Origin of the sequence: Pseudomonas sp. CFBP 8758 (genome assembly GCF_014841725.1) — a bacterium.
Taxonomy (GTDB): Bacteria; Pseudomonadota; Gammaproteobacteria; order Pseudomonadales; family Pseudomonadaceae; genus Aquipseudomonas; species Aquipseudomonas baltica.
In genome coordinates this window covers 1-13,488 of record NZ_JACYUK010000015.1, presented here as the reverse complement: position 1 = coordinate 13,488, position 13,488 = coordinate 1, and the positions used below count along the sequence as shown (strand labels likewise).

General features: G+C 63.2%; 10 protein-coding genes. 9 read left to right on the top strand and 1 reads right to left on the bottom strand.

Features of this window, described 5'->3' with window-relative positions:
- The 6 genes from IFT75_RS21260 to IFT75_RS21235 form a co-directional block, all read left to right on the top strand.
- Positions 1–1,572 (top strand): hypothetical protein (locus tag IFT75_RS21260; protein ID WP_192056658.1); only part of this gene is annotated, 1,572 nt, incomplete at its 5' end.
- A gap of 328 nt (positions 1,573–1,900) precedes the next feature.
- Positions 1,901–3,658, top strand: a complete 1,758-nt coding sequence (locus IFT75_RS21255) for a carbamoyltransferase family protein (RefSeq protein WP_192056657.1) — start codon at positions 1,901–1,903, stop codon at positions 3,656–3,658.
- A complete protein-coding gene (locus tag IFT75_RS21250; RefSeq protein WP_192056655.1) occupies positions 3,642–4,772 on the top strand; it encodes a glycosyltransferase in 1,131 nt (376 codons plus the stop codon). Before IFT75_RS21255 ends, IFT75_RS21250 begins: the two co-directional genes overlap by 17 nt.
- The gene (locus tag IFT75_RS21245; RefSeq protein ID WP_192056662.1) at positions 4,772–5,668 is read left to right on the top strand and encodes an antimicrobial resistance protein Mig-14; all 897 of its coding nucleotides are present in this window, start codon (positions 4,772–4,774) and stop codon (positions 5,666–5,668) included. The genes IFT75_RS21250 and IFT75_RS21245 overlap by 1 nt, the downstream gene beginning before the upstream one ends.
- A complete protein-coding gene (locus tag IFT75_RS21240) occupies positions 5,665–7,068 on the top strand; it encodes a PIG-L family deacetylase (protein ID WP_192056653.1) in 1,404 nt (467 codons plus the stop codon). The genes IFT75_RS21245 and IFT75_RS21240 overlap by 4 nt, the downstream gene beginning before the upstream one ends.
- An 18-nt stretch (positions 7,069–7,086) precedes the next feature.
- Positions 7,087–8,040, top strand: coding sequence for a glycosyltransferase (locus tag IFT75_RS21235; RefSeq protein WP_192056660.1), 954 nt, complete (start codon positions 7,087–7,089; stop codon positions 8,038–8,040).
- Between the two features lie 381 nt (positions 8,041–8,421).
- On the opposite strand, the gene IFT75_RS21230 is transcribed toward IFT75_RS21235, so the two are convergent.
- Positions 8,422–9,024: a lipopolysaccharide kinase InaA family protein gene (locus tag IFT75_RS21230; protein WP_192056651.1), complete on the bottom strand. Its 603-nt coding sequence runs from the start codon at positions 9,022–9,024 to the stop codon at positions 8,422–8,424.
- A gap of 245 nt (positions 9,025–9,269) precedes the next feature.
- Between IFT75_RS21230 and msbA the strand changes: the two genes are divergently transcribed.
- Genes msbA through hldE form a run of 3 tightly spaced genes read left to right on the top strand, consistent with a single transcriptional unit; the run spans position 9,270 to position 13,052 of the window.
- Complete coding sequence (gene msbA / locus IFT75_RS21225; RefSeq protein ID WP_122477070.1) at positions 9,270–11,078, top strand: lipid A export permease/ATP-binding protein MsbA; 1,809 nt, start codon at positions 9,270–9,272, stop codon at positions 11,076–11,078.
- Positions 11,079–11,102: 24 nt separating this feature from the next.
- Complete coding sequence (locus IFT75_RS21220) at positions 11,103–11,594, top strand: hypothetical protein (protein ID WP_192056650.1); 492 nt, start codon at positions 11,103–11,105, stop codon at positions 11,592–11,594.
- A gap of 36 nt (positions 11,595–11,630) precedes the next feature.
- Positions 11,631–13,052, top strand: a complete 1,422-nt coding sequence (hldE, locus tag IFT75_RS21215) for a bifunctional D-glycero-beta-D-manno-heptose-7-phosphate kinase/D-glycero-beta-D-manno-heptose 1-phosphate adenylyltransferase HldE (RefSeq protein ID WP_192056648.1) — start codon at positions 11,631–11,633, stop codon at positions 13,050–13,052.
- The last annotated feature ends 436 nt before the right edge of the window (positions 13,053–13,488 follow it).

Genomic DNA, 13,488 nt, shown 5'->3' with positions numbered 1-13,488 from the left:
GCGGGAGCCACGGGCGTTTCCGACAGCGTGCTGATCTCGGTGCAGGATGCCGCGAGCCAGACCTGGCCGGCGCCGCAGATTCACGACTCGACCGGCGCACCGGTTACCTCCTGGAGCCCTGTCAGACCCGGCACCACACAAGCCAACACCGCGAACTTCGTGCTGCGCGATACGCGCCTGCGCATAGGCGATAGCGTCATGCCGTTCTGGCGTGTGGCGGGGAATGCCGACCAGGCGATCCCGCCCATCAACGTCAGCGTTGCGGGTGAGGCACAGGGGGCCATTCCTGCGCCGATTCTGGCGGCTTCGCTGGGCAAGACGGCGGAGGTGTTCTACGCGGCCAATCAAAGTGGGGTGGTGAGGCCGGTGTCGGAGGTGTTGAGCTTGCAGGTGCTGGCGTTCACTTCGGAACAACTGGTGGCGCCAAGCGTTGCCCAGGCCAGCGGTTCACCGGCAGTGCTGGATCTCAACGCCTTCGCGGGAGATGCCACGGTAGTGGCGGTGCCGTGGCCGTTGATGACCACAGGCCAAACCTACTGGCTGCGCGCGCGAGGGACCCTGGATGACGGCACGACGCGCAGCGAAGAGCTGGCGATGGGAGCCGCAGTGACGGCCGCGCAAGTGAACTCAGGGCTGCACATCAACCTGCCTCGCAGTTTTCTGTTGCGACTGGAGAATACCTTGCCACTGACCCTGGAACTGAAAGTGGGTATGGGCAAGAGCGTGAGTGAAAGTGAAGCGGTTATATTTCCTGAAGGAGTGCTGAACATGACTCAGTTGACTTTGGTGCTACCTGCACCAACAGTGGAAAACGAAACCAATGGGCATTTGGACCCTGCGGCCATTCCCAATACGGGTGTGAAGATCACGACACCGGTGTATGGGGGGGTCGAAGCGGGCCAATGGGTAGGGTTGGAATGGACGGCGGTGGATGACGCAGGGTCCATCACCTTGCCTGCGCGCGAGGTGCTGGCGCATGACTCACTGGAATTCGTGGTTCCAAAAGCGACAGCTTTGTTGAGTGCGGGTAAAGCGGTCAGTGTTGCGTACACCGCGAGGCGAGTGAGCGGCGGCCTTGTTCAAACCTCTACACCAAGGGCTTTCGAGGTGTCTGCTGGTGATCCAGGCACAGGGCCTGTTTCGGAAGGTTTCGAGGGGTTTGCTCATGGGCCAATTTCACTTCCGATCCAGCTAGCTTCATCTTGCGTGATAGATGCCGCTCACAACAACTATCGCGCGGTTATTGGCAGTGATTCCGATGGGGCTCCCTATGTGACGGGGAATTATTTAGAAGTTTCTAGCTTGTCAAATAACACGTTCTCCATTTTTTTTGACCCTCCGGTTAACTACTTTAAATTTGGGCTGTATCAGAAGGGTTCCGGAGCCCGAAATGTAATATTTTCTGTGTATGAGGGTAATAGTATGGTGGCACAGTCAGAAGTAATAGATGAGTATTACTGGCTGACTTTTCAGGCAGGCTCCGGCCTGAATAAAATAACTTATGCGTTCCTCCAGATTCCGATTGGTAATACCCCCGTGCGACTTGATAATCTCACTATCAGGCGCGTGTAGTGTTGATGCTTTCTATCCCATATACGATCCAGTGCAGACTTTCAGCAGCAACCGTAGGTGGCTATAAAGCTCGATGTGGCCCTGCCGGTGCAGAGTCATCGGCGGTGCTCACTCCGAAAGGCGACAAGCGACCCATGCATCACCTTCTGTCCTCGGAGTTGCATTTCCTGAGGCCCGCCTGCTTGCTAGCGACTCTGCCTCCCACAATCTTGCGTGATGTGGGGGGTGTGTCTGGCGGGCCGCTTATTACGCTATAATCCCCGCCTTTCGCCGCCCGCCGTGCCCGATCACCGCGCGCGCACCCATTCCGCTCAAAGAGGCTAGACCCTTGGCATTGACGATTCTTGGCCTGTCCGGCGCCCTTAGCCATGACCCTTCCGCGGCGCTGTACATCGACGGCAAGCTGGTTGCCGCCGCCGAAGAAGAGCGCTTCGTGCGCGACAAACATGCAAAGAACCGCATGCCCTACGAATCGGCCAAGTTCTGCCTGGAACAAGCCGGCATCAAGCCGTCGGACGTCGATGTGGTGGCGATTCCGTTCGCCCCTATCAGTCTGTTCGGCAAGGCCCGTTGGCACTACGCCAAGCGCTACTGGTATGCCCCGGACCGCGCCCTCGATGCGCTGCTGATGGGCAACCGTCGCTACAAGCGCTACCGCAACAAGATCGTCTTCTGCCTGGAACAGTTGGGCTTCGACGCGAAGAAGATCAAGATCGAACCGGTCGAGCATCACCTGGCGCATGCCTCCAGTGCATACCACTGCTCGGGCTTCCAGGAAAAAACCGCGATCCTCGGTATCGACGGCAAGGGTGAGTACGCCACTACGTTTTTCGGCTACGGCGAGAACGGCAAGATCCACAAGATCAAGGAGTTCTTCGACCCGGATTCGCTCGGCGGCCTGTACGGCGCGATCACCGAATTCCTCGGTTTCGAAATGCTCGACGGCGAGTTCAAGGTCATGGGCATGGCGCCCTATGGCGACGCCAGCAAGTACGATTTTTCGCGCCTGGCTTCGTTCGAGAACGGCGAGCTGGTGATCAACACCGACTACGCCAACGTCATCGGTCTGCGCCGCTATAAAGAGAAGGGCAAGGGTTTCTACTTCTCGCCCAAGCTGATCGAATGGTTGGGCCCCAAGCGCGAAGGCGACATCGCCGACGAGCCGTACATCCACTACGCGGCCAGCATGCAGGCGTTGTTCGAAAAACTCGCCCTGCAGATGATCGACCACTACCTGGGCGACGTGCTCAAGCAGACCGGCAAGCTGGCCTTCGCCGGTGGCTGCGCGCTGAACGTCAAGCTGAACCAGAAGATCATCGCCCGCCCGGACGTGAAGGAGCTGTTCGTGCAGCCTGCTTCCGGCGACGCCGGTACGGCGGTCGGGGCGGCGGCCTACGTGTCCCATGCCCGCGGCGTGCCGGTGGAGAAGATGGAGCACGTGTACCTGGGCCCGTCCTACACCAACGAAGACGTGATCGCTGCCTGCGCGCGTCATCCGAACAAGCCCAAGGGGCGCATGCTCGGCAACATGCCCAAGCAGATCGCGCAGATCATGGTCGACGGCAACCCGGTGGCCTGGTTCCAGGGGCGCATGGAGTTCGGCCCGCGCGCGTTGGGTGGTCGTTCGATCATCGGTTGCCCGAGCGTGCCGGGCGTGGCCGACCGCATCAACCACCAGATCAAGTTCCGCGAGCGCTGGAGGCCTTTCTGCCCGTCGATGCTCGACACCGTCGCGCCGCAGATGATCAAGATCAACCACCCGGCGCCGTTCATGACGTTCACCTTCGAGGTGGCCGAGGAATGGAAAACCCGCGTGCCGGAAGTGGTCCACGAAGACGGCACCTCGCGCGCCCAGGTGCTCAAGCGCGAATACAACCCGCGCTACTACGACATGATGAAAGCCCTCGAAGAGCTGACCGGCAACGGCGTTTCGCTGAACACCTCGCTCAACCGCCGTGGCGAGCCGATGATCTGCTCGCCCACCGATGCGTTGAACATGTTCTACGGCTCGGACCTCGAGTACCTGGTCATGGAAGACATTCTGGTGGTCAAAGAGGGTGCTCAAGCCTATGACGCGCTCGACTGAGCGTCATGTGCTGCAGTTCTGCCACGGCTATGACGGGCCGTTCCTCGACTGTGCCCGTCAGTACGCCAGCCTGTTCGTGGGCCGTGGCTACCGGGTGACCACCGTGTTCCTGACCGGCGCGGCCGATGCCCAGGTGGCCGCTGGCTGCGAGAGCGACGAAGTGCTGTTCATGGAGTTCAGTTCCAAGGACATCCGTGGCTTGAAGCTGGGTGCCATTCGCGAGCTGCGCAAGATCACTGCTGCGCGCACATTCGCCTTCTGCATCGCGCACCGGTTCAAGCCTATCTATGTTGCCCTGCTCGGCACTTCGCTGCCGGTGATCGGCGTGCACCATGCGTTCGGCGACTATCAGCGTCGTTCGCGCCGGGTGTTTGCGCAGTCGTTCCGCAAACGCTTGAGCCTGCTGGGCGTGTCCGATGCGGTGCGCGACGACATGCGCCGCTGCCTGCCCGGTTGGGCGCCCGAGCGCATCGCCACGCTGTACAACCGGTTGAACACCTTTACCTTGCAGAAAAACTTGCTGCCTGCGGCCGAAGCCCGCCAGGCGCTGGGCCTGGCGCCCGATGCCTGGATCGTCGGCAACGTCGGTCGCCTGCACCCGGATAAAGACCAGGCCACCTTGCTGCGCGGCTTTGCTTTGGCCTGGGCAAAACTGCCTCAGGAAGCGCTGCTGGTGATCATCGGTTCTGGGCGCCTGGAACAGAATCTCAAGGATCTGGCCGTGGAGCTGGGCATTGCCGAGCGGGTGCGGTTTCTTGGTCAGGTGGCCCAGGCGCGGCTGTATTTCAAGGCGTTCGACGTGTTCGCCCTGAGCTCCGACCACGAGCCGTTCGGCATGGTCCTGCTTGAAGCGATGGCGGCCAATGTGCCGCTGCTGGCCACGGCCTGCGGTGGCGCACCGGAGATCGTCGAGGGCGTCGGTATCCTGTTTCCGCTGGGCGACGCTGAGCGCCTGGCACAGGGCCTGGAACACATGGCCGGGATGGATCGCTACCAGCGCGCGCAGTGCGAAGCGCACATGGCCGAACGCCTCGAGACGCGCTTCTGCGACCGCGCGGTGCGCAAGGCTTTCTGGCAACTGCCGATGGTCACCGCACTGACGGCGGCCACATGATGCTCAACCGATTGCAGAGCGTGCGCGAACGGGGCTGGCAAACTGTGGACGCGGCCACCTATGCCCAGGCCTGGACGCAGTTCGGCGGCAGTGTGGCGACGCACCCGCTGGTGGTCGAGCGGCTGGCTGCGCTGGCCGGCATTCCGGTGCGCTACCTGGGGTGGGAGCAGGCGGGCGAACTGGTCGCAGCGATACCCACCTGGGGGCGCTACCTGGCGTTGTCCAAGGACGTGCTCAAGCAGGCCGGCAAGAAGGGCCTGTACGATCTGGGCAACGCCGAGTTGATTTTGCCGGCGGCTGCCGATGCCCAGGCACCGCTGCGCCACCATGGGCGTTATCTGTCGGAGCTGAACCAGGGGCGTTTCAGCGGCTTGAAGGCGCAGGCCGAGAGCCTGGCCATGGCCCGCACGCCGGAAGACCTGTCGAAGAAATTTCGCTACAACCAGCGCCGCGAACTGCGTCTGCTGGAAGAAGCCGGCGGCGTGGCCAAGCCCGTCAGTGAATTCACCAGCGCCGAGCTGGCAGCGATCTACTGTGACCTGTTCCAGCGCCGCTGGGGCTTTCCCGCGACCGGCGCCGAGCGCATGGCCGAGGTCATCGAGCTGCTGCGCGAGCTGATGATCGGCTCGGTGCTGCTGCTGGGCGATGCGCCCGTTGCCATTCAACTGGTGTACCGCGTCGAGGCGCCAGACTGGGTCAGCGTGGAATACATCAATGGCGGCGTGGATCCGGAGAACCGCGCGTTCAGCCCCGGCAGCGTGCTCAGTTTTCTCAATACCCAGAGCGCCTGGGAGCAGGCCCGCGCGGTGAACAAACCCCTGCGCTTCTCGTTCGGCCGCGCCGACCGCGAGTACAAGGACCGCTGGTGCAACCCCGTTCCGGTGTTTCAGGCATGAGCCGCAAACAGGCGTTGCTCGCCCGGCACCGGCGCAACAAGCGTCGGGTGCTGCTGGCCGGGCTGGTGGCGATGCTGCTGGCGGGTGTGCTGGTTGCCTGGTGGTTGCCGCTGCCCCTGTTGTTGTTGGCCTGGGTGGCCCATGAGGCGTGGTTTGCCGACCATCTGTTCTATTCGCCGGGCGACGATTACGCCTACAGCTTCGACAGCGAAGCGGAGCTGGCCAAGGTCAGCCTGAATGGCGAGGTGCTGCAGGTTGCAGGGCGCGTCGAGTCGGCGGATACCTTGATCCTGGCGCTGGATGTGAAGGCGTCATGGCTGGGGCGTCTGTTCGATCCGTATGTGCAGTTGCTCGGAAGTGAGCTGAGCGACCGGCAGACGTTCGAGCGCGGTGTCGATGGCCTGCGCTACCTGAATCTGAGTGGCTTTGCCGATGAGCTCAATCACGGGCGCCTGCGCTTGCGCGGGCGGTTCTGCCGCATCGTTGGCGAGCCGCGCTTGTGGCGCTTTCAGCATCCGGATTTCACCCGGCACACGGTCATGGTCATTGCGCCCCATGCCGACGATGCCGAGCTGGCGGCCTATGGTTTGTACAGCCGCGCGGCGAGCAGTTGGATCGTGACCTTGACGGCAGGCGAGATCGAAGCCGAGCACTATCAGGCGATGGGCCTGGCGCCGGCCGACGCCGCTCGCTTGAAGGGGCGCCTGCGCGCCTGGGACAGCCTGGCCGTGCCGCGCTGGGCCGGGGTGCCGGCCGAGCAGTGCGTGCAGTTGGGGTATTTCTGCCTGCAACTGCCAGCGATGCAGGCGGCACCCGAGCAGCCGTGTGGCTCGCGCGAGGCGGACATGACTGACATCCGTCCGTTCCGCCAGCTCAATCCCTTCGCCTTGCCGGCCGATGCCGATGGCGCGCCGACCTGGAACAATCTGCTCGCCGACCTGCGCGAACTGCTGCAACGGGCGCAGCCGGATGTGCTGGTGATGCCCCACGCGAGCATCGACCCGCACCCGGACCACATCTGCGCGCAGGCAGCGGTGCTGCAGGCGTTGCAAGGGGTGGCGCACCAGCCACGCTACCTGCTGGGCTATGCCAACCATTTGCATGACAACGACCGTTGGCCTATGGGCCGTGCTGGCGAAGGCGTGGCCCTGCCACCGTTTTTCGACGCCCGTGAACGGCTGCTGCCGTACAGCCTGCCGGTGGGTGCGGCGGTGCAGATGGACAAGGCCATGGCCCTGGGCATGATGCACGACCTGCAACCGCCGGCGCCGTTCAAGCGTCGCGTGCGGCGTTGGCTGCAATGGTTGCTGGCCGGTCGACGTTGGCCGGCGACGGGCGAAAACGAATTTTTCCGCAAGGCGGTGCGCCGCCACGAACTGTTCTGGCGCAAAGACTTATAAGGTGCCGTTAGCACAATGATGAAAGTACTGTTCCTGGTGCAGAAAGAGCAGCGCGCCATTCTCGATCGTCTCTATGAAGGCATTGCCGCGCATTGCGAGTGCGATCTGCGCTGGCTGGACAGCGCGCAGCAGCGCGATCTGAAAGGGTATTTCAAGCGCGAAGTGGACTTTGCCCGGTACGACCGCATTCTGTTCTTCCTGCGTTTCAAGCAGGAGATTCGCCAGGTGGCGTTCATTCGTTCGGTGCCCAACCTGGTGATCCTGGAGCATGACGCCTACCAGAACTACATCCCGTGCAAATACACCGGCAAGTTCAGCGCGCACTACCAGCAGCTGCCGTGGGTGCGGGTGATCAGTTCGGGGTTCATGGTCAGCGAACGCTTGCGCGCCGAGGGCTTCGATGCGCACTTCGTGCCCAAGGGCTATGACCAGGCCCTGCTGACGCCGCAGACCCGCGAGCGCGATATCGAGCTGGCTTTCGTGGGCAGCACCAAGAGCGTGGCCTACAGTGGTCGCAAGCAGATGCTCGATGCGATCGGCCAGGTGGAGCCGTTGCTGGTGACGCGGACCAACAGCGGCCAGGAGTATGGCGATACGCTGAACCGCATCCGTTTTTTCGTCAGTGCCGATGTGGGCATGGGCGAGTACATGATCAAGAATTTCGAAGCCATGGCGTGCGGGTGTGTGCTGTTCACCTTCGACCAGGGCGAGGCGGAAAACCGCGCGCTGGGGTTCCAGGACATGCGCACGGTGGTCTTGTACGACAGCGTGGCGAGCTTGCAGGCCAAGCTGGCGCAGCTGCGCCGCGAGCCGGCGCTGGCCGAGCGCATCGCTGCGGCGGGGCAGGCGCTGGTGCTGGGGGAATACGGTTTCGACCGGATCGGTGAGCGTATCGTGCAAGCGATGCAGCCGGCACTTCGCCCGCATCCGCCGTTGACGGTGTGGCAACGCCTGCGGTTGGCCTTGTCCTAGTAACCGCGCCGCGCCCTTCGCGGGCAGAGCCCACTCCCACAAAGGGGTGCGCGCAAGTCCTGTGGAAGCAGGCTCTGCCCGCGAAACAGGCGCTGCGGTGTGTCAGGCCGAACCGCGGTGCGGCTTTCGCGGCCACTGGCCGCTCCTACGGGGGATTGCGCTGTACCCGTAGGAGCGGTCATCGGCCGCGAAACAGGCGCTGCGGTGTGTCAAGCCGAACCGCGGTGCACCCTTCGCGGCCACTGGCCGCTCCTACGGGGGATTGTGGTGTACCCGTAGGAGCGGTCATCGGCCGCGAAACAGGCGCTGCGGTGTGTCAGGCCGAACCGCGGTGCGGCTTTCGCGGCCACTGGCCGCTCCTACGGGGGACAGTCCACGGTGCTACTTGAGCAGGGCTTTGTTGAGCTCGGCCAAGGGGAAGCAGGCCGTCAACTGTTCACGCTCCAGATACCGGGAGAAATGCTCGAGGTTGCGCTTGATCAAGCGCTTCGACAAAGGCCCGCGGGTGAAGCTCATGTCGGCCATGTCGATCAGGCCCAGCTCTCCTTCGGGCGTGACGATCACATTGCCCAGGTGCAGCGAGCGGAAATACACCCCTGAGCGATGCAACCGGCGAATCATGGCGATCAGCGGCTCCAGGCACTGTTGCCAGGTGAAGTCGGCGGTGTCCATCAACTGGCGCAGGTTCCTGCCTGGCAGGGGCTCGTAGAGCACGGCGGTCATGCCGGGCTTGTCCAGACGATAGTGCTGCAGCACCTTCAAGGTCGGCACGCCCAGTTGCTGCAGACGCTGGGCGTTGGCGATGAAACGCGCCGAATACGGGCGCAGCAGGGCTGAGGAAAACAGCCGTTTGCGGCGGAAAAGTTTCAGGATCTTGCCGTCTGCGAGCAGGTACACTTTCGCGCCATGGCTGTCGGCTTCCAACACCTTGGCGCCGGTGATCAGCGTGTCAAAAGCGGCCAGAGGAAGGCGGGTGCATTGCATCGTGATAAGGCCTTGATTGAAGAGGGCGGGTGGCATGATGCCCAAAAGCGCCGGCATGTTCTACCGCCAGGCCGAACTGCGGCGCGGCTTTCGCGGCCGCTGACCGCTCCTACGGGGGATCGCGCTGTACTTGTGGGAGCGGGCTCTGCCCGCGAAGGGCGCGACTCGGTCTGGCTGCAGCACCGCGATCCCCGATCGGCCCCCTGTGATAAAATTCCCGTTCTACGCCAACAGTGAGTTAGACGATGAGTGATTCACCGCGCCCAGCGGAACAGGATTCAAGCCTGAAAATCTATTTGCGACTGCTCAGCTACGTTCGCCCCTACGTGGGCATGTTCCTGATAAGTATCATAGGTTTCGTGATCTTCGCCTCGACCCAGCCCATGCTGGCCGGCATCCTCAAGTATTTCGTCGACGGCCTGAGCAATCCCGAAGCGGTACTGTTCCCCAATGTGCCCTACCTGCGCGACCTGCAACTGCTGCAGGCGGTACCCATACTGATCGTGCTGATCGCCGCCTGGCAGGGCCTGGGCTCCTACCTGGGCAACTACTTCCTGGCCAAGGTATCGCTGGGCCTGGTCCACGACCTGCGCGTGGAGCTGTTCAACAAGCTGCTGGTACTGCCCAACCGCTACTTCGACACGCACAACTCCGGCCACCTGATTTCGCGCATCACCTTCAACGTGACCATGGTGACCGGCGCTGCGACCGATGCCATCAAGGTGGTGATCCGCGAAGGCCTGACGGTGGTGTTCCTGTTCATCTACCTGATCTGGATGAACTGGCAACTGACCCTGGTCATGCTGGCCATTCTGCCGCTGATCGCCGTTATGGTTGGCAGTACCAGCAAGAAATTCCGCAAGCAGAGCAAGAAGATTCAGGTCGCCATGGGCGATGTGACCCACGTGGCATCCGAGACCATCCAGGGCTATCGGGTGGTGCGCAGCTTCGGCGGTGAAGGCTACGAGCAGAACCGCTTTGCCAAAGCCAGCCAGGGCAACACCGACAAGCAACTGCGCATGACCAAGACCGGCGCGATCTACACGCCGATGTTGCAGCTGGTGATCTACACCGCCATGGCCGTGCTGATGTTCCTGGTGCTGTACATGCGTGGCGATGCCACGGCCGGTGATCTGGTGGCCTACATCACTGCAGCCGGTTTGCTGCCCAAGCCGATCCGCCAACTGTCGGAAGTCAGCTCCACGGTGCAGAAGGGCGTGGCCGGTGCCGAAAGCATCTTCGAGCAGCTGGACGTTCCCCCCGAGCTGGACACCGGCACAGTGGAGCGCGAGCGCGTTGGCGGTTCGCTGGAAGTGCGCAACCTGAACTTCACCTACCCCGGCACCGATCGCCAGGTGCTCAGTGACATCAACTTCACCGCCAAGCCGGGGCAGATGATTGCGCTGGTGGGGCGTTCGGGCAGTGGCAAGTCGACCCTGGCCGGGTTGATCCCGCGCTTCTATCATCACAATCAAGGCGAAGTGTTGCTCGATGGCGTGGAGATTGCCGACTACCAGTTGCGCAACCTGCGCCGCCATATCGCGCTGGTGACCCAGAGCGTGACACTGTTCAACGACAGCGTGGCCAACAACATTGCCTACGGTGACCTGGCCGGCGCGCCGCGCGAAGACGTGGTGGCGGCGGCGGCCGATGCCTATGCCAAGGAATTCATCGACCGTCTGCCCGAGGGTTTCGACACGCAGGTGGGCGAGAACGGCGTGCTGTTGTCCGGTGGCCAGCGCCAGCGCCTGGCGATTGCCCGGGCGTTGCTCAAGAATGCCCCCGTGCTGATTCTGGATGAAGCGACCTCGGCGCTGGATACCGAATCGGAGCGACATATCCAGGCTGCGCTGGACCATGTGATGAAAGGGCGGACCACCTTGGTGATCGCTCACCGACTGTCGACTATCGAAAAGGCCGACCAGATTCTGGTGATGGACCAGGGCCGCATCGTCGAGCGCGGCACGCACGCGCAGTTGCTGGCGCAGAACGGCTATTACGCCAGGTTGCACGCCATGGGCCTGGACGAACCTGCGAAAACCGACATCACCTGAGCCCTGCAGGACTGCGATCTCCCTATGGCATTGCGCTATTGCGTGGGATTGCACCCCCTTGTAGGAGCGATCATCGGCCGCGAATCGGACGGCTCGGTGTGTCAGGTGATACGCGGCGTTCCCTTCGCGGCCACTGGCCGCTCCTACGGGGATCACTGCTCGCATGTAGGAGCGGTCATCGGCCGCGAATCGGACGGCTCGGTGTGTCAGGTGATACGCGGCGTTCCCTTCGCGGCCATTGGCCGCTCCTACGGGGATCACTGCTCGCATGTAGGAGCGGTCATCGGCCGCGAATCAGACTGCGCGGTGTATCAGGTGATCCGCGGCGTGCCCTTCGCGGCCACTGGCCGCTCCTACGGGGATCACTGCTCGCATGTAGGAGCGGTCATCGGCCGCGTATCAGACGGCGCGGTGTATCAGGTGATACGCGGCGTGCCCTTCGCGGCCACTGGCCGCTCCTACGGGGATCATCGCTCCCGAGGTGGGGTGGGGGCCTATCGGGTGCTTGCGTGTTAATATCGCCGCCCTGTTCATTTTGTATGTGGGTTGCCCATGAAGTTATCCATGCCGCGATTCGAGTCGGCCCCTGTATTGGTGGTCGGCGATGTCATGCTCGACCGTTACTGGCATGGCGGTACTTCGCGCATCTCTCCGGAAGCACCGGTGCCGGTGGTCAAGGTCGAACAGATCGAGGATCGGCCTGGTGGTGCCGCCAACGTTGCGTTGAACATCGCCGCACTGGGTGCGCCGGCTTCCCTGGTGGGCGTGACTGGTACCGACGAGGCCGCCGACAGCCTGGGCAACAGCTTGAAGGCTGCTGGCGTCACGGCGGTGTTCCAGCGCATTGCCCACCAGCCGACCATCGTCAAGTTGCGGGTCATGAGCCGCCATCAACAACTGTTGCGCATCGACTTCGAAGAAGCGTTTGCCACTGACCCGGTAGCGCTGGGCAACGAAGTCGAAGCGTTGCTCGAAGGCGTCAAGGTGCTGGTGCTGTCGGACTACGGCAAGGGCGCGCTGAAGAACCATCAGGCGCTGATTCAGGCGGCGCGCGCGCGCAACATTCCCGTACTGGCCGACCCCAAGGGCAAGGATTTCTCGATCTATCGAGGCGCCAGCCTGATCACGCCCAACCTCAGCGAATTCGAAACCATCGTCGGCGGTTGCGCCGATGAGGCAGAACTGGTGGCCAAAGGCGCCGCGCTGATGAGCGAGCTGGATCTGGGCGCACTGCTGGTGACCCGTGGCGAGCACGGCATGACCCTGTTGCGCCCTGATCATCCGGCCCTGCACTTACCCGCGCGGGCCCGTGAAGTGTTCGACGTGACCGGTGCCGGCGACACCGTAATCTCCACCCTGGCAGCGGCCATCGCCGCAGGCGAAGAGTTGCCCCATGCGGTGGCCCTGGCCAATCTGGCGGCGGGCATCGTGGTCGGCAAGCTGGGTACGGCGGCGATCAGCGCACCTGAACTGCGCCGTGCCATCCAGCGCGAGGAAGGTTCGGAACGCGGCGTGTTGAGCCTCGAGCAGTTGCTGCTGGCGATCGACGATGCGCGGGCGCACAACGAGCGCATCGTGTTCACCAATGGCTGCTTCGATATCCTCCATGCGGGCCACGTGACGTATCTGGAGCAGGCCCGCGCTCAGGGTGACCGGCTGATCGTGGCGGTCAACGATGACGCTTCGGTAAGCCGTCTGAAAGGGCCGGGTCGGCCGATCAACAGCGTCGACCGGCGCATGGCGGTGTTGGCCGGGCTGGGGGCGGTGGACTGGGTGATCAGCTTTGCCGAAGGTACGCCGGAAAACCTGCTGACCCATGTACGCCCGGATGTGCTGGTGAAGGGGGGGGATTATTCGGTGGAGCAAGTGGTAGGCGCCGATATCGTGGCTGCCTATGGCGGCACGGTAAAGGTACTGGGGCTGGTGGAAAACAGCTCGACCACCGCCATCGTCGAGAAAATCCGCAGCCGTTGAAGCGTCAGGTTTTACCACGTTCCCGCAGATGCACCGTGTCCACCGCCGACGCGGCTTGCGCCGCTGCTACAGGGACCGCGTCCACCGCCGACGCGGCTTGCGCCGCTGCTACAGAGACCGTGTCCATCGCCGACGCGGCTCGCGCCGCTGCTACAGGGACCGCGTCCACCGGCGACGCGGCTCGCGCCGCTGCTACAGGGACCGCGTCCACCGGCGACGCGGCTCGCGCCGCTGCTACAGGGACCGCGTCCACCGCCGACGCGGCTCGCGCCGCTGCTACAGGGACCGCGTCCACCGGCGACGCGGCTTGCGCCGCTGCTACAGGGACCGCGTCCACCGCCGACGCGGCTTGCGCCGCTGCTACAGGGACTGCGTCCACCGCCGACGCGGCTTGCGCCGCTGCTACAGGGACTGCGTCCACCGCCCACCCCCTGTA